A 14,651-nucleotide genomic window follows, 5' to 3' on the forward strand; every position below is an offset into this window, starting at 1 on the left:
GGGGTCAGGCGTTCTTGTGCTGGCGGTAGTGACGGGCCGCGCGGGCGCGGTTTCCGCAGGCCACGGAGCACCACTCCTGGCGCGGGTGCTCCCTGACGAAATACAGCACACACCGGGGCGCTGGGCAGGCGCGGAGCTGCTCTCGGTGCGGCCCGGCCAGCAGGTCGACAGCGGCGGCCGCGAGGGCCGCCCGCAGGCGGGCGGAGTCACCGGCGGCCCGCGCGGGCAGGGTCCGGGCGCGGGGCGCCTCGCCCGGCGGCCATTCGAGCCGGGGGGCGACGGGCACCGCCGCCGCGGTGGCGTTCACGAGATCGAGAGAGGGCTCGAAGGCCGGCAGCCGGGCCGCGTCCGCGCCGCTCGCCGGCCCGGGGGACACGGCCCGGGCGAACAGCGCGCGGATCGCCTGTCGCAGCGCCACGACCTCGTCACGCATCTCGGGAGTGGCGACGAACGTGGCCGGGTCGATGCCGAGCTCGGGCGCGTGGTCTCCGACCCAGGTGGTAAGGCCGCCGACGTCCTCCAGCGCGTCCACCAGTCCGGACCGGTCCGCGCGGACGGTGCTCACGAATTCCAGGGCCAGCAGCGAGGACATCGGCTCAGTCTAACGCGGCCGGCCGGGCGCACCCGTGAGACCGGAAGGCCGCCCGGAGGCCTCAGCGGCGGATGGCCTTCGCCAGGATGGCGACGAAGGCCGCGAAGCCCAGCCCCCCGACGAGGACGGGCGCCATGATGACGGCGTCGGGATCGGGCCCGGTCAGGTAGCGGATGCCCATGCCGATGAACAGCAGGCCGCACAGCAGGGACATCCAGTTCGTACGGTGCACCCGGCGCGGGCGCTCGGGCTGGGACTCAGGCCGCACGGCGCACCTCCACGTCGCCGAGCCCGGCCTTGACGTGCAGTTCGATCGTCGGCACGTCGCCCTCGACGGGCGTCTCCGGTTCGAGGACGCGGTCGAACCGCACGTCGCTGCCGTCCTCGACCTTGTGGTCGATCTTCACCTCGCCCAGCTTGGCGGAGCCGTGCACCTCCACGCGGGCGGTCGTCGGGACGATCACCGTGAGCTGTCCCATCGACACCGAGGCGTCGAACCTGACCCGGCCGCCCGGTGTGAGCGTCACGTCGCTCAGGTCGAGCTTCCCCTCGCCGATGCCCAGTTCATAGGCGCCGGGCGACTGGACGGAGCCGACGGGGTGCCAGACGAAGCTGCCGACCTTGCGGGGGATGCCGTTCACCGTCGAGCTCCCCACCAGCACGAGGGCCACGATCGTCCCCGCGGCGATCAGCGCCGCACCCCGGCCGAACCAGGTCGCGACCAGCAGGCCCGCCCCGATCGTGACGAGGACCGCCCCGCCGACGACCGGCAGGCCGACCGAGCCTGAGCCGGTCCGCTGCATGGTGACCATGATCCCTCCAACGATCAGGGCGAGGCAGATGGTGAGGCCGCTGACGAACGACCTGGGGCGCTTGGGCTTCGCCGGCCGCGCCGGCCGCGTCGGCGGCGGCACAGGCGGAGCGTAGGGGCTCGGCGGGGGATAGGGCGCCGCGTAGGGCTCGTACGGCTCCCGCCTCGTGTAGGGGCCGTGGGGGGCGAAGGGCTCTCCGGCTCCGTAGCCGTGCCCTCCGGCTCCGTGCCCCCGCATGCCGTGCCGGTGGTCCCGGGCGCCGCTGTCGCCGTATGCACCCGCCCGCGCCTCGCGGGCCAGGTCGGACAGCCGCCGGTAGCCGTCGCCGGCCGGAGGCGCGGAGACGGAGGGCCCCGGTGCCCCGGGCGCCCAGCCGAGGTCCGGGCTGTTCGGGTCGGGGGTGTGCGTGCCGGGGGCGGGCTCCGCGGCCAGCCGGGCGACGGGTTCGAAGGGCCGGGTCGGCGGGTCGCCGTCGGCCCGCCCCGCCGCGTCCTCGGTGACGGCCTCCTGGACGAGCGTGTCGTCCGCGGCCTTCGGGGCGGCGTCCTGCGCCACCGGATCCTGGGCGATCGTGTCGTGGATCGCGGTGTCGTCCGCGGCCGCGGCCCGGACCGTCGTGTCCTCGACTCCGGCGTCGTCCGCGGCCCCCTCCGGCGCCTGTGCCTGTGCCTGTGGTGCCGGTGCCGGTGCCGGTGCCGGGGTCTCCCGCAGCGGTGTCTCCGTCATCGGCGCTCCCGCCCCGTACGGCTGCCCCGCGGGCGGCGGGGTGAAGGGCGCGAACGGCGCGAAGTTCGGGGTGGCCCGGGTCATGCCCCGCCGTCCGGTCGCCCGCTCGGGCATCGACTTGGCCATCGTCAGCAGGTCGACGCCGCGCGCGTGGGCGGCCATCAGCACGATGGCCAGCAGCGTGCCGACCACGATCGTGCCGCGGTTGATCCCCCCGGAGGCGACGTTGATGATCAGGCCGAACGCGAAGACCGCCGCCAGCAGCGCGAGCACGGTCTCGGCGTCGAACAGCCGCCGGGTCCACTGCTCCAGGTGGCCGGGGCCGCCGCCCGGCCGGCGCATCAGCAGGAACGCCGCGACGTACAGCATGACGCCGATGCCGGAGGCGAGGACGAGCACGGCGAAGCCGACCCGGAAGAGCACGGGGTCCATGCCCGTGAACCTGCCGAGGCCCGCGCAGACGCCCGTGATCATGCGCCCGTCCCTTGAGCGGCTCAGCGCCTTCTCGGGCTCGGGCGTGCCGGCGGAGTCGGAAGCGGGGGTCGGTGGTGCCTCGGTCATGGTCCCATCCTGGCCTCGCGCGCCATACCCCTGCCATCGGGGGAACCCCTGACTCGTCCCCGACCCCTCAGGGGTGGCGTCAGGGCCTGCCCTGATGCGCTCATGGTTTGTGACGTGTGACGATGCTTCCCGAGATGTCTGAGATGACTAACGCCCCCGCGGCGTATCCCCGGATGGTCCGGCCCGCCTCTGGCCGGGTGGTCGCGGGCGTCGCGCAGGGTGCCGCCGCCCAGCTGCGGCTCGACCCCGTCGTGCTGCGCCTCGCGTTCGTGCTGCTCACCGTCGTCGACGGGCTGGGCCTCGTGGCGTACGCCGCGCTGTGGATGTTCACGCCGAAGGAGGAGACGGAGGGCCCCGAGCCGCCCCGCGAGTGGGGCCAGCTCGCCTCGTACGGCGTGCTGTGGCTGGCGCTGGCGGGCTTCGCGTGGCTGACGGGCGCCTCCAGCGGCGGGTTCGGCACCTGGCCGATCGCGGTCGGCGGCATCGGCGCGCTGATCCTGTGGCAGCAGGCCGACCCGGGCCGGCGGCAGCGGTGGATGTCCGGCGCGGTCAAGCAGGTCAGCACGACCTGGGTGCGCACCGGCATCGGGGCGCTGCTCGTCGTCGTGGGCGCGATCGGCTTCCTGGCCGCGAGCGGCGAGCTGGCCAAGGCCAGGACCGGGCTCGTGTTCACCGCGGTCGTCGTCGGCGGCATGCTGATGATCGCCGCGCCCTGGCTGGCCTCGCTCGTGAAGGAGCTCCAGCGGGAGCGCACCGAGCGCATCAGGCAGGAGGAGCGGGCCGAGGTGGCCGCCCACGTCCACGACTCGGTGCTGCACACGCTGACCCTGATCCAGCGCAACGCCCACGACGCGCGGGAGGTCGCCCGGCTCGCCCGGTCGCAGGAGCGTGAGCTGCGCAACTGGCTCTACCAGCCCAAACAGGACGCCGACGCCACCCTCGCCGCCGCCGTACGGCGGGTCGCGGCCGAGGAGGAGGACGCCCACGGCGTGCAGATCGAGGTGGTCTGCGTGGGCGACTGCGAGCTGGACGAGGGCATGGTGGCCCTGCTGCACGCCGCCCGGCAGGCGATGGTCAACGCGTGCAAATACAGTGGGGCTCCGGTCGTCTCCGTCTACGCCGAGGTCGAGCCCGACGAGGTGACGGTGTTCATCCGGGACCGGGGCAAGGGCTTCGTGCTCGACGACGTCCCCGGCGACCGGATGGGCATCCGCCAGTCGATCGTCGGCAGGATGGAGCGCAACGGGGGAAGCGCCCGGGTCAGGACCGAGCCGGGCGACGGAACCGAGGTCATGCTGACCATGAAGAGGGAGCAATGAAGACCGTACGCGTGCTGATCGTCGATGACCACCGGCTGTTCCGGTCCGGCGTACGGGCCGAGCTTGGGCCCTCGATCCAGGTGATCGGCGAGGCCGAGGACGTGGAGTCGGCGGTGACGGCGATCGGCGAGCTGCAGCCCGACGTGGTGCTGCTCGACGTGCACATGCCGGGCGGCGGCGGCCAGGAGGTGCTGCGGCGCGTGCTCGGCTCCGGCTCCCAGGTGCGCTTCCTCGCGCTGTCGGTGTCGGACGCGGCCGAGGACGTGATCGGGGTCATCCGGGGCGGCGCCCGGGGCTACGTGACCAAGACGATCAGCGGCGCGGAGCTGACCGACGCGATCATCCGGGTGTCGGAGGGCGACGCGGTGTTCTCGCCGCGGCTGGCCGGATTCGTCCTCGACGCGTTCGCCTCGACGGAGGCGCCGCCCATCGACCCGGAGCTCGACTCGCTCACCCAGCGCGAGCGCGAGGTGCTGCGGCTGATCGCCCGGGGTTACGCCTACAAGGAGATCGCCAAGGAGCTGTTCATCTCGGTGAAGACCGTCGAGACGCACGTGTCGAGCGTGCTGCGCAAGCTGCAGCTGTCCAACCGCCACGAGCTGTCGCGCTGGGCCACCGCCAGACGTCTGGTCTGAACCCTTCCGGGCGGACCCGTCTGGTGCGATCGCCCCTTGGCGTGCGACGCTCAGTGAATGGGCCGTGACGTACCCTCCGTCTCCTTCAGCCGGGAGGACCGCCGTCGCTACCGGGACAAGGTGAAGCTGTCGCTGGACGTCCTGGCCGAGATGCTGCGGGAGTCGCGGTTCGGGTTCGACCGGCCCCAGATGGGCCTGGAGATCGAGCTGAACCTGGTCGACTCCCGGGGCGAGCCGGCGATGAAGAACGCCGAGGTGCTGGCCGCCATCGCGGAGCCCGACTGGGCGACGGAGCTGGGCCAGTTCAACGTCGAGATCAACATCCCGCCGCAGGTGCTGTCCGGCGAGGGCAGCCGCCTGCTGGAGGAATCCGTACGGCTGCGCCTCAACCGGGCGCAGGAGCGGGCGGCGCGCGTCGGCGGGCAGCTCATGCTGGTCGGCATCCTGCCGACGCTGCGCGAGAGCGACGTCAGCGAGGGGACGCTGTCGGCCAACCCCCGCTACAAGCTGCTGAACGAGCAGATCTTCGCCGCCCGGGGCGAGGACCTGCACCTCATGATCGAGGGAGTGGACCGGCTCGACACCTACGCCGACAGCATCACTCCCGAGGCGGCGTGCACGAGCGTGCAGCTCCACCTGCAGGTCAGCCCCGAGACGTTCGCCGAGCACTGGAACGCGGCCCAGATCATCGCCGGTCCGCAGGTCGCGGTCGCGGCCAACTCGCCGTTCCTGTTCGGCAAGGAGCTGTGGCGCGAGACCAGGATCAGCCTGTTCGAGCAGGCCACCGACACCAGGCCCGAGGAGCTGAAGGCCCAGGGCGTGCGGCCGCGCGTCTGGTTCGGGGAGCGGTGGATCACGTCGGTCTTCGATCTGTTCGAGGAGAACGTCCGCTACTTTCCCGCGTTGCTGCCCCTGTGCGACGAGGAGGACCCGAGGCGGGTCATCGACGAGGGCGGGGTGCCCGAGCTGCACGAACTCCGGCTGCACAACGGCACCGTCTACCGCTGGAACCGGCCCGTCTACGACGTCTCCGACGGCGTCCCCCACCTGCGCGTGGAGAACCGCGTGCTGCCCGCCGGGCCGACGGTGGCCGACATCGCCGCCAACGCCGCGTTCTACTACGGGCTCATGCGGGTGCTCCCGGCGGCCGAGCGGCCCGTGTGGACGCGTATGTCCTTCGCCGCCGCCGAGGACAACCTCCGCAACGCCGCGCGGTACGGCCTCGACGCCCGCCTCTACTGGCCGGGCCTGGGGGAGGTCCCCGCCGCCGAGCTGATCCTGCGCAGGCTGCTGCCCATGGCCTACCACGGGCTCGACCTGTGGGAGGTCGACCCGGTCCAGCGCGACCGGCTGCTCGGCATCATCGAGCGGCGCTGCGTGACCGGCCGTACGGGGGCGGACTGGCAGGTCAGGACGGCCCGCGCGTTCGGCGGCGACCACGAGGCGCTGCGCCGCATGACCCTGCGCTACCTGCATCACATGCACACCAACGAGCCCGTGCACACGTGGGGAATGTAAAACTTCCGCGTTCGGCGATGGCGCAGATTTTTGCCGCCTGAATGGGTATTCACACGGAAATGACCCGCCGAACACTGGCCGTGCTCCTGGCGGTCCTCGTCGCATCCTGTGGCACGCTCACCGGCTCCCCGCCCGACCGGGCGCAGCCGGGGGACGCGGCGTCCCGGGGAACGCCGTGCGAGGGCACCGGCGACGACTTCCCGGGCGACGTCAAGCTGGCCCGGTGCCTCACCGAGTGGTTCTGGTCGCAACGCTTCCAGGAAAGCGGCGGCACCTACCGCCCGATCACCCGCTTCGTCGCCTACCAGGGGAACAACGGCCCCGACTGCGGCGGACAGTCGGCCGTGCCCGAGAACGCCTTCTACTGTCCGTACGGCCATTTCATCGCCTACGACGCGACCTGGCTCAAGGCGATGTACGACCAGATGGGCGACGGCGCGGTCTACGTCGTGATCCCGCACGAACTGGGGCACGCCGTGCAGGCCCAGCTCGTCGAGGACTTCCGTTTCAACGTGCAGCGGGAGCTCCAGGCCGACTGCTACGCGGGAGCCGCGCTGAGCGGCCTGATCCGGGTGGGCGTGCTGGGCGCGGAGCAGGGCGACGAGGAGGAACTGCTCACCAACCTCCAGGCGGCGGGCGATCCCACCGACGTCTGGTGGACGCCGGACGCCCACGGCACCCCGCGACAGCGCCAGCAGTACTTCACCCACGGCTACACCGAGGGAGTGGGGACCTGCTGAGGCCGTGCTCGCCGGGAGCCTCGCACGCCCCGGCGGCGATGGGAGCATGGCGGGCGTGACGACGAACCGCACGAGCCGCACGAGGCGGGCGGGTGCGCTGGGCGGCGCTCTCGGCGTGCTCGTGGCCGCGAACGTGCTCAACAACCGGGTCGCCCGCCGGTGGGCGCCGCTGACCTCGGCGGTCGCGACCGGCGCATTGGTGCTGATCGCCCGCAGGGAGGGGCTGACCTGGCAGGAGCTGGGCTTCCACAGCGCCCACGCCGGGGCGGCGACCGGGGGCGCGCTCGCCGCCGGCGTCGCGGCCGTCTACGCGGCGGGCCTCGCCCACCCCCGCACCCGCGCGCTCTTCCACGACGAGCGCGCCCTCGCGTTGTCGCGCCGCCGGGTGCTGGAAGAGGCCCTGGTCCAGGTGCCCTTCGGGACCGTGCTGCTGGAGGAGGTGGGCTTCCGGGGCGTGCTGCCCGCCCTGCTCGGCCGCTCGCTCCCGGCGTGTACGGCGGTCGCCGCCTCGGCCGCCCTGTTCGGACTGTGGCACGTGCTGCCCGCCATGGACATGGCCGGGGCCAACCCCGCTCTCGGCCGGCTGACCGCCGGGGAGGCACCGGACGAGGCCGCCGGCCCGGTGCGGACGGGACGGCCCGGGAAGACGGCGCGGCTGGAGACGGGACGGCTGGTGGCGGGGACGGTGGCGTCCACCGCGGTCGCCGGGCTCGTGTTCCACGGGCTGCGCCACCGCGCCGGGCTGCTCGCACCCGCTCTGCTCCACCTGGCGACGAACTCCCTCGGCTACGCCGCCGCGCGGGTGGCCCGCCGCCTGGATCAGCCCTCGCGGGGGTCGGCCAGGCCGGTCCGGTAGGCGTACGCGACCGCCTGGGCACGATCGCGCACGTGGACCTTGGCGAACAGGTTGTTGATGTGCGTCTTGACCGTGGCCTCGCCGATGAACAGGGCGGCGGCGATCTCGGCGTTCGACAGGCCGCGCGCGATGAGCCGCAGGACCTCCGCCTCACGCGGTGTCAGCCCGTCGGGCGGCGCGCCGGCGCCGGACGCCGTCCCGGTGCTCCGTGTTGTCTCGATGTTCCGCGTCGTCCCGGCATCCGGCGGCGTCTCCCCTCCCGGCCTCCGGCCCGCCCGGGGCGCGTCATGGGCGTGGCGCGGCGAGAACCGCGACCGGTGAGACGGCGCGGCGGCCGGGCCGGGCGTCTCGCCGGGATCCGCGGTGACGGTGTTCAGAAGGCGGCGCTGCACGCCGGGGTCGAGCTGCGCGTCGCCGTTCATCACCGTGGTCACGGCACGGGCGATCTCCTCGGCGTCGGCGCTCTTGGTGAGGAAGCCGCGCGCCCCGGCGCGCAGCGCGGCGAAGACCGACTCGTCGTCGGTGTACGTCGTGAGCACGACGACCTGGGTGTCCGGAAACTCGGCGCGGATCCTGCGGGTGGCCTCGACCCCGTCCACGCGGGGCATGCGCAGGTCCATGAGCACCACGTCGGGCCGTTGGTCCGCGACCAGGCGGAGCGCGGCCTCGCCGTCGGACGCCGACCCCACCACCTCGATGCCGGGCAGCAGGCCGAGCAGCAGGACGAGCCCGTCGCGCACCACGGCCTGGTCGTCGACGACGAGCACGCGGGCGGTCATGCCGGCACCCGCAGCCGGACCCGGAAACCGTCCTCGGTCTCGCCGGCCTCCAGGGTGCCGCCTAGGAGTTCGGCGCGTTCGCGCATGCCCACGAGACCGTATCCTCCTCCCGGTGTCCCGGGCTCGTCACTCGGGGGGTTGACGACCTCCAGCTCGCACTCCCGGTCGCCGAAGCGCAGCCGTACGGTGGCGGGGGAGCCCGGGGCGTGCCGCCGCACGTTGGTGACGGCCTCCTGGGCGGTGCGGATCATCGCGAGCTCGGTCTCGGGCGGCAGGCGGCGCTCAACCCCGGAGACGACGACGGCGCACTCCTCGCCGGTCGCGTCGCGGAACTCCTCGGCGAGCGCGTCCAGCGCGGCGGGCAGCGGCTGGGCGTCGTCGCGGAGCGCGGCCACGGCTCTGCGCGCCTCGTCGAGGCCCTTCTTGGCCAGCTCGCGGGCGCGTTCGACCCGGTCGAGGGCCTCCTGCGACCGGTCGGCGCGCAGCAGCAGCCGGGCGCCCTCCAGATGGACGATCTGCGCCGACAGGGAGTGCGCGAGGATGTCGTGGATCTCCCTGGCGATCCGGGCGCGTTCGGCCAGCACGGCCTCGCCCGCCTGGGCGGCGGTGGCGGCCCTGCGCTGCCTGATGGCGTAGGCGACCGCGAAGACCACGCAGATCGAGACGCACAGGCTGAGGTCGCGCTGCTGCGCCTCGGGGGTGATCGGCGGCGGCAGCAGTCCCGCGACGCTCGATCCCAGGCCCGCCAGGGCCAGCAGCAGGAGCGGCAGCGACCAGCTCAGCGGGTGCCGTACGGCCGCGGCCCCGACGCTGAACATGAGCACGGCGACGGCCGGGCCGCTGTCCGAGACCATGTCGAGGGCGATGGTCGCCACGAGGGTGAGCCCGATGAGGACGGCCTCCGCCGGCCCGTCGTTCCAGCGTTCCGGCAGGATCGGCCGCAGCCGGATGACGACCATGAGGGTCAGCGTGACGGCGATCGCGGCGGTCAGCGCGGTGATGGCGAGCCGGTCGCCGGTAAGGCCGAACCCCGGCGGGCTGGTCGCCTGCCCGCCGACCAGCAGGGCGATCACGGCCAGCCGCAGGCACGCGCCGGCGATCGCGTTCCTGCGGCGGGATTCCGGGCCGGCCTGGACATGTCCGTCACGACTGGGCACGCCCCGACGTTAGCGCCCCTCCCGCCAATCTTTGCCCCGTCGCGTCGCCCAGAGCGGCACCTCGCCGCGTTGTCGCCCCACCCACGAAGATTCCTCGCAGGCTCGGAATCTCCGCGGGGCCCGGGGTCGTCGCCGATGACGCTGTCATCGGCTCCTCCTCCGCCTTGCGATGCACCACTCTGGACACCGCTCCGCACGGGCGAATCTTGGCGGTCGCGGCGCTAGCGGGCCGTCTGGACACCCGGCACGGGGACGGTGGGCAGGGCGCTCGCCCGCCGGGCGACGACGAGGAACTGGACACCGAGGGTCACCCCGACGAACAGGAGCACGGAGCTCTGCGACGAGGCGAGGCCGAGGAGGGAGGTCAGGGCGATCATGGCGACCCGGACGGCGATGGAGCCCACCCAGGCGATCAGGGTCGTGACGCCGCCCTGCGACCACGCCACTCCGTGCCGGTCGCGCCACACGCGCGTCGTCATGGCGCGCACCACACCGAGGCCGGCGGCCACGAGGAGTTCCGCGACGAGCACGGCGAGGCTCAGCGCCGTGTGGCGGGGGTCGACGAGCCCGCCGCCGCCGAAGCCGGCCACGACCATCACGGCGGCGATGATCAGACCCACGGGCCTGGCGACGGGCCTCGGCGTCATCTGCCGGTAGATGACGAAGGCGACGACGGCGAGGGCGATGACAACGATCTGCGCGGTTTCCATGCGCATGACGGTAGGAAGATCGGGCGCCCACCGGATCGGCGCGCGGGTGGAAAACCGGGGTGGAGATCAGGCGCTCTCCACCCGGGGGTGGAGGACCCGGCGCGCCGGCCTCAGGCGGTGACCACCCGCTGGAACGCCTCCGCGTACGAGCCCTCGGGCAGGCCCGCGGCGGCGGCGTGACCGGAGAGCATGCCCCTGATCATGCCGTCGAGGTCGGGGATGTGCGAGGTCTGGCTCTCGTGCGCGCGCAGCGCGGCGATCTTGCGGTCCACGGTCAGGGTGACGTCGACATAGTGGTCGGGGGTCATGCCGCCGGTGAGCCACACCTCGCGGACGATCCAGGCCTCCAGGCCCTCGTCGGCGAGCAGTTCGGGGAATGCGTAGGGGTTGCGGGCGTCGGGGTAGACGGCGTCGAGGGTGGCGCCGCCGACCGCGCGGTGGTCGGGGTGGCTCGGACTGATCCGCGCGTAGTTGCGCTCGGGGGTCGAGGTGATGACCAGGTCCGGCCGCACCTGGCGGATCACCCGGGCGATGTCCCGCCGCAGGCCGAGCGTCTGCTCGACCGCGCCGTCCCGGTAGCCGAGGAAGCGCAGGTCGCTCACGCCCACGCACTTGGCCGCGGCCGTCTGCTCGCTCCGGCGCAGCGCGGCCATGCCGCCGTTGTCCAGCGCGCGGTCGAACCCGCCCGCGTCGCCATCCGTGACCAGGCAGTACGCCACCTCGGCCCCCGCCTCGGTCAGCCGGGCGACCGTCCCCGCCGCGCCGAAGTCGATGTCGTCGGGGTGTGCGACGACCACCAGCACCTTCTTGATATCCGCCTCGTCCAGCACGAGCAGCCCTCCTCATGGTCCGGCACATCACCTTAAACGTGACTTGCCGGGCGAGTGGGCCCCGGATGTCGGTGCGCGGCCATAACCTAAGGAGAGTGTCCACCCGAGCCGCCACTCATCCGTTGCTCGACGGCCTCAACCCGCAGCAGCGGGACGCCGTCACCCACCAGGGCAGTCCGCTGCTGATCGTCGCCGGGGCCGGCTCCGGGAAGACCAGAGTGCTGACGCACCGCATCGCCTACCTTCTGGCGGAGCGCGACGTCCAGCCGGGGGAGATCCTCGCGATCACCTTCACCAACAAGGCCGCCCGCGAGATGAAGGAGCGGGTCGACAAGCTCATCGGGCCGCGGTCCAGGGCCATGTGGGTCATGACGTTCCACAGCGCCTGCGTGCGGATCCTGCGGCGCGAGGCGAAGCGGCTGGGCTTCTCCTCCAGCTTCTCGATCTACGACCAGGCCGACTCCCAGCGGCTCATGGCGATGGTGTGCCGTGAGCTCGACCTCGACCCCAAGCGCTACCCGCCGCGGTCCTTCTCGGCCCAGGTCAGCAACTTCAAGAACGAGCTGATCGACTACGAGACGGCGGCCGACCAGGCCTCGACCCATCTGGAGCGGACGCTCGCCGAGGCCTACCGCACCTACCAGCGGCGGCTCACCGAGGCCGGCGCGATGGACTTCGACGACCTGATCATGCTGACGGTCACGCTGTTCCAGCTCTTCCCCGAGGTGGCCGAGCACTACCGGCGGCGGTTCCGGCACGTGATGGTCGACGAGTACCAGGACACCAACCACGCGCAGTACATGCTGATCCGCGAGCTGGTCGGGCGGCCCGAGGTGCGCACCGCCGACGGCGACGTGGTGCGGGAAGGCGTCGAGCCCTCCGAGCTGGTGGTCGTCGGCGACGCCGACCAGTCCATCTACGCCTTCCGCGGCGCGACGATCCGCAACATCCTGGAGTTCGAGCGCGACTATCCGGACGCGCGGACGATCCTGCTGGAGCAGAACTACCGCTCCACGCAGACGATCCTGAACGCCGCCAACTCCGTCATCTCCCGCAACGAGGGCCGCAAGCCGAAGAACCTGTGGTCCGACCAGGGCTCGGGCCCGAAGATCATCGGTTATGTCGCCGACAACGAGCACGACGAGGCCATGTTCGTCGCGCAGGAGGTCGACCGGCTCAGCGACGACCACGGCGTCACTCCCGGCGACGTGGCGGTCTTCTACCGCACGAACGCCGCCTCCCGCGTGTTCGAGGAGATCTTCATCCGCACCGGCCTGCCGTACAAGGTCGTGGGCGGAGTGCGGTTCTACGAGCGCAAGGAGGTCAAGGACCTGCTCGCCTACCTGCGGGTCCTGGCCAACCCGAACGACACGGTGTCGCTGCGGCGCATCCTCAACGTGCCCAAGCGCGGCATCGGCGACCGCGCCGAGGCGATGGTCGAGGCGTTCGCCAACCGGGAGCGCATCGCCTTCTGGGAGGCGCTGCGCCGGGCCGACGAGGCGCCGGGCGTGGCCACCCGCTCGCTGAACGCGATCCGCGACTTCGTCGCGATGCTGGACGAGCTGCGCGCCAAGGAGCTTCCGCTCTCGGACCTGGCGGAGGAGGTGCTGAGCGCCACCGGCTACCGCACGGAGCTGGAGACCTCGGGCGACCCGCAGGACGAGAGCCGGCTGGAGAACCTCAACGAGCTCATCTCGGTGGCCGCCGAGTTCGAGGAGGCCAATCCGGAGGGCACGCTCGTCGACTTCCTCGAGCAGGTCTCGCTGGTCGCCGACGCCGACCAGATCCCCGATGGCGACGACCACGGCGGTGTGGTCACGCTGATGACCCTGCACACCGCCAAGGGGCTGGAGTTCCCCGTGGTGTTCCTCACGGGCATGGAGGACGGCGTCTTCCCGCACATGCGCTCGCTGAGCGATCCGAAGGAGCTGGAGGAGGAGCGCAGACTGGCGTACGTCGGCATCACCCGGGCCAAGGAGCGGCTCTACCTGTCCAGGTCGGCGGTCCGCTCGGCGTGGGGCGCGCCGTCGTTCAACCCCGCCTCGCGCTTCCTGTCCGAGGTGCCGGGCGACCTGCTCGAGTGGCGCGGCGACCCGGGCAAGACCGCCTGGACCGCCGCGACCTCCCGCCCGGCCGCCCGTACGGCTCCCGCGCAGAAGACCGGCGGCCGGCAGGTCCCGAACCTGTCGCCGGGCGACCGGGTCACCCACGACACGTTCGGGCTCGGCACCGTGGTGGCGGTGGACGGTCAGGCGGAGAAGACGCGAGTGAAGATCGACTTCGGCAGTGAGGGCGAGAAGACCCTGCTCCTCGCCTACGCCCCGATCGACAAGCTCTGAGCCCCGCCCCCCGGTGCCCATGCTCCGGGGGGTAGAGGTGGCGGGAAACGCGGCCATGCCGTTGCCTGAGCGTTGGAGAGCAGGTAAGAGCCCAGGTCACGGGCGTTTCCGTTGTCTTGCGACCGCCGCGGGACCGGTCGCATACTGGCGTGGAGCGATGTCACACGCGCGCGGGGTGATCTCACTCGCGCGCGGGGAGATTTGGCGCGCGTGCGCCATGGCCACATATGAACGCCACTACGTCGCCGTGTGATCGTGACGGGGCATTCTGCGAGCGCGTGGAGGCTTTCTCCGAGCCCGGGCGAGACCCGCGAAGCGGGGGCGATCAGCGGCGAACCGGCGGGATCACCGTCGGCGACGCAGCCGGCGGTTCCAGCCGGCTCATGTTCACATCATCGGACCGCCTGCCGGAAGGACCGACCGCAGCGCCGCATTCTCAGCTGCCTGACCAGGGAGCGCCGCATGAACACGTCATCTCACCGTCGTCGTATGGATAACCGGCGAGTAGCGGCGCTGTGCATCCTGCTCGCGACCTGCCTGGCGCTGGCGCTCCAGGCGTGCGACTCCCCGCGGCAGCGGGCCAGGCCCCACGCCACCTGGAGCAGGGGCGGCCTGGTCGACGGGCAGATCGGCCCGGTGCGGCTGCTCCACGTCCACATCCTCGCCCCGCCCATGGACGAGCAGAAGGCCGGCGACGACCTGGGGCTGTACCTGACCCTGGTCAACAACAGCGACAGACCGCAGACGCTCGACGGCGTCAGCACCGTCCACGCCGAGCGGGTCGTCTACCGGCGAGGGCCGTCCTCACCCCAGCAGGCCGTCAATGTGACGATCCCCCCTCACGGGGCCGTCTCCCTCCAGCAAGGCCATGACCGCCCGCACCTGGAGCTCGTCGACATCCACCGCCCGCTCGGCGCCACTCCCATCGACGTCACGTTCCGCTTCCCGACCGCGGGCACGATCACCCTCCGCATCCCCGTCCTCCCGCTGTCGCGAGGGGCCGGATCGCCGACACCCGCCCGCAGTTAGTCGCGGCGGCCGTCGCAGGCATCCGAAGCGGCGCGTGCGGCCGGAACG

General features: G+C 72.5%; 14 protein-coding genes. 7 read left to right on the top strand and 7 right to left on the bottom strand.

From position 1 onward, the window contains the following. Positions 1-4: 4 nt before the first annotated feature. From ABZ860_RS07815 to ABZ860_RS07825, 3 genes are all read right to left on the bottom strand, one after another. A complete protein-coding gene (locus ABZ860_RS07815) occupies positions 5-592 on the bottom strand; it encodes an ABATE domain-containing protein (protein ID WP_357216598.1) in 588 nt (195 codons plus the stop codon). Positions 593-653: 61 nt separating this feature from the next. Then, the gene (locus ABZ860_RS07820; RefSeq protein WP_357216601.1) at positions 654-860 is read right to left on the bottom strand and encodes a hypothetical protein; all 207 of its coding nucleotides are present in this window, start codon (positions 858-860) and stop codon (positions 654-656) included. Continuing rightward, complete coding sequence (locus ABZ860_RS07825) at positions 850-2,691, bottom strand: PspC domain-containing protein (RefSeq protein WP_357216604.1); 1,842 nt, start codon at positions 2,689-2,691, stop codon at positions 850-852. Before ABZ860_RS07825 ends, ABZ860_RS07820 begins: the two co-directional genes overlap by 11 nt. Positions 2,692-2,825: 134 nt before the next feature. Here ABZ860_RS07825 and ABZ860_RS07830 point away from each other — a divergent pair, with 134 nt between their 5' ends. Genes ABZ860_RS07830 through ABZ860_RS07850 form a run of 5 tightly spaced genes read left to right on the top strand, consistent with a single transcriptional unit; the run spans position 2,826 to position 7,759 of the window. Beyond that, positions 2,826-4,010, top strand: a complete 1,185-nt coding sequence (locus ABZ860_RS07830; protein ID WP_357216607.1) for a PspC domain-containing protein — start codon at positions 2,826-2,828, stop codon at positions 4,008-4,010. Further along, positions 4,007-4,645: a response regulator transcription factor gene (locus ABZ860_RS07835; protein ID WP_076432599.1), complete on the top strand. Its 639-nt coding sequence runs from the start codon at positions 4,007-4,009 to the stop codon at positions 4,643-4,645. The genes ABZ860_RS07830 and ABZ860_RS07835 overlap by 4 nt, the downstream gene beginning before the upstream one ends. A 57-nt stretch (positions 4,646-4,702) precedes the next feature. Then, a complete protein-coding gene (locus ABZ860_RS07840) occupies positions 4,703-6,163 on the top strand; it encodes a glutamate-cysteine ligase family protein (protein WP_357216610.1) in 1,461 nt (486 codons plus the stop codon). 59 nt (positions 6,164-6,222) lie between these two features. Further along, entirely contained in the window at positions 6,223-6,903 is a 681-nt protein-coding gene (locus ABZ860_RS07845; RefSeq protein WP_357216613.1) for a neutral zinc metallopeptidase, read from the top strand. Between the two features lie 55 nt (positions 6,904-6,958). Further along, entirely contained in the window at positions 6,959-7,759 is an 801-nt protein-coding gene (locus tag ABZ860_RS07850; RefSeq protein WP_357216616.1) for a CPBP family glutamic-type intramembrane protease, read from the top strand. On the opposite strand, the gene ABZ860_RS07855 is transcribed toward ABZ860_RS07850, so the two are convergent. The 4 genes from ABZ860_RS07855 to ABZ860_RS07870 form a co-directional block, all read right to left on the bottom strand. Beyond that, positions 7,723-8,538 (bottom strand): response regulator transcription factor, encoded by an 816-nt coding sequence (locus tag ABZ860_RS07855; RefSeq protein ID WP_357216619.1) that lies wholly within the window; start codon positions 8,536-8,538, stop codon positions 7,723-7,725. The genes ABZ860_RS07850 and ABZ860_RS07855 overlap by 37 nt on opposite strands. Then, the gene (locus ABZ860_RS07860) at positions 8,535-9,695 is read right to left on the bottom strand and encodes a sensor histidine kinase (RefSeq protein ID WP_357216621.1); all 1,161 of its coding nucleotides are present in this window, start codon (positions 9,693-9,695) and stop codon (positions 8,535-8,537) included. Before ABZ860_RS07860 ends, ABZ860_RS07855 begins: the two co-directional genes overlap by 4 nt. A gap of 221 nt (positions 9,696-9,916) precedes the next feature. After that, positions 9,917-10,405, bottom strand: a complete 489-nt coding sequence (locus tag ABZ860_RS07865; RefSeq protein WP_357216624.1) for a hypothetical protein — start codon at positions 10,403-10,405, stop codon at positions 9,917-9,919. A 110-nt stretch (positions 10,406-10,515) separates the two neighbouring features. Beyond that, positions 10,516-11,235, bottom strand: coding sequence for a PIG-L deacetylase family protein (locus ABZ860_RS07870; protein ID WP_357216626.1), 720 nt, complete (start codon positions 11,233-11,235; stop codon positions 10,516-10,518). Positions 11,236-11,300: 65 nt separating this feature from the next. On the opposite strand from ABZ860_RS07870, the gene pcrA reads away from it, so the two are divergent. Both pcrA and ABZ860_RS07880 read left to right on the top strand, forming a co-directional pair. After that, positions 11,301-13,574 (top strand): DNA helicase PcrA, encoded by a 2,274-nt coding sequence (pcrA, locus tag ABZ860_RS07875; RefSeq protein ID WP_357216629.1) that lies wholly within the window; start codon positions 11,301-11,303, stop codon positions 13,572-13,574. Between the two features lie 489 nt (positions 13,575-14,063). Further along, positions 14,064-14,603, top strand: coding sequence for a copper chaperone PCu(A)C (locus tag ABZ860_RS07880; RefSeq protein ID WP_357216632.1), 540 nt, complete (start codon positions 14,064-14,066; stop codon positions 14,601-14,603). Positions 14,604-14,651 lie beyond the last annotated feature (48 nt).

It is taken from the genome of Microbispora sp. NPDC046973 (assembly GCF_040644495.1).
Lineage (GTDB): Bacteria > Actinomycetota > Actinomycetes > Streptosporangiales > Streptosporangiaceae > Microbispora.

Bases quoted from the DNA above. Each gene is read 5' to 3' on its own strand.
- ABZ860_RS07845 (WP_357216613.1), top strand. From the start codon at position 6,223: ATGACCCGCCGAACACTGGCCGTGCTCCTGGCGGTCCTCGTCGCATCC.
- ABZ860_RS07825 (WP_357216604.1), bottom strand. From the start codon at position 2,691: ATGACCGAGGCACCACCGACCCCCGCTTCCGACTCCGCCGGCACGCCC.
- ABZ860_RS07855 (WP_357216619.1), bottom strand. From the start codon at position 8,538: ATGACCGCCCGCGTGCTCGTCGTCGACGACCAGGCCGTGGTGCGCGAC.
- ABZ860_RS07865 (WP_357216624.1), bottom strand. From the start codon at position 10,405: ATGGAAACCGCGCAGATCGTTGTCATCGCCCTCGCCGTCGTCGCCTTC.
- ABZ860_RS07835 (WP_076432599.1), top strand. From the start codon at position 4,007: ATGAAGACCGTACGCGTGCTGATCGTCGATGACCACCGGCTGTTCCGG.
- ABZ860_RS07840 (WP_357216610.1), top strand. From the start codon at position 4,703: ATGGGCCGTGACGTACCCTCCGTCTCCTTCAGCCGGGAGGACCGCCGT.
- ABZ860_RS07880 (WP_357216632.1), top strand. From the start codon at position 14,064: ATGGATAACCGGCGAGTAGCGGCGCTGTGCATCCTGCTCGCGACCTGC.
- pcrA (WP_357216629.1), top strand. From the start codon at position 11,301: ATGTCGGTGCGCGGCCATAACCTAAGGAGAGTGTCCACCCGAGCCGCC.
- ABZ860_RS07830 (WP_357216607.1), top strand. From the start codon at position 2,826: ATGTCTGAGATGACTAACGCCCCCGCGGCGTATCCCCGGATGGTCCGG.
- ABZ860_RS07815 (WP_357216598.1), bottom strand. From the start codon at position 592: ATGTCCTCGCTGCTGGCCCTGGAATTCGTGAGCACCGTCCGCGCGGAC.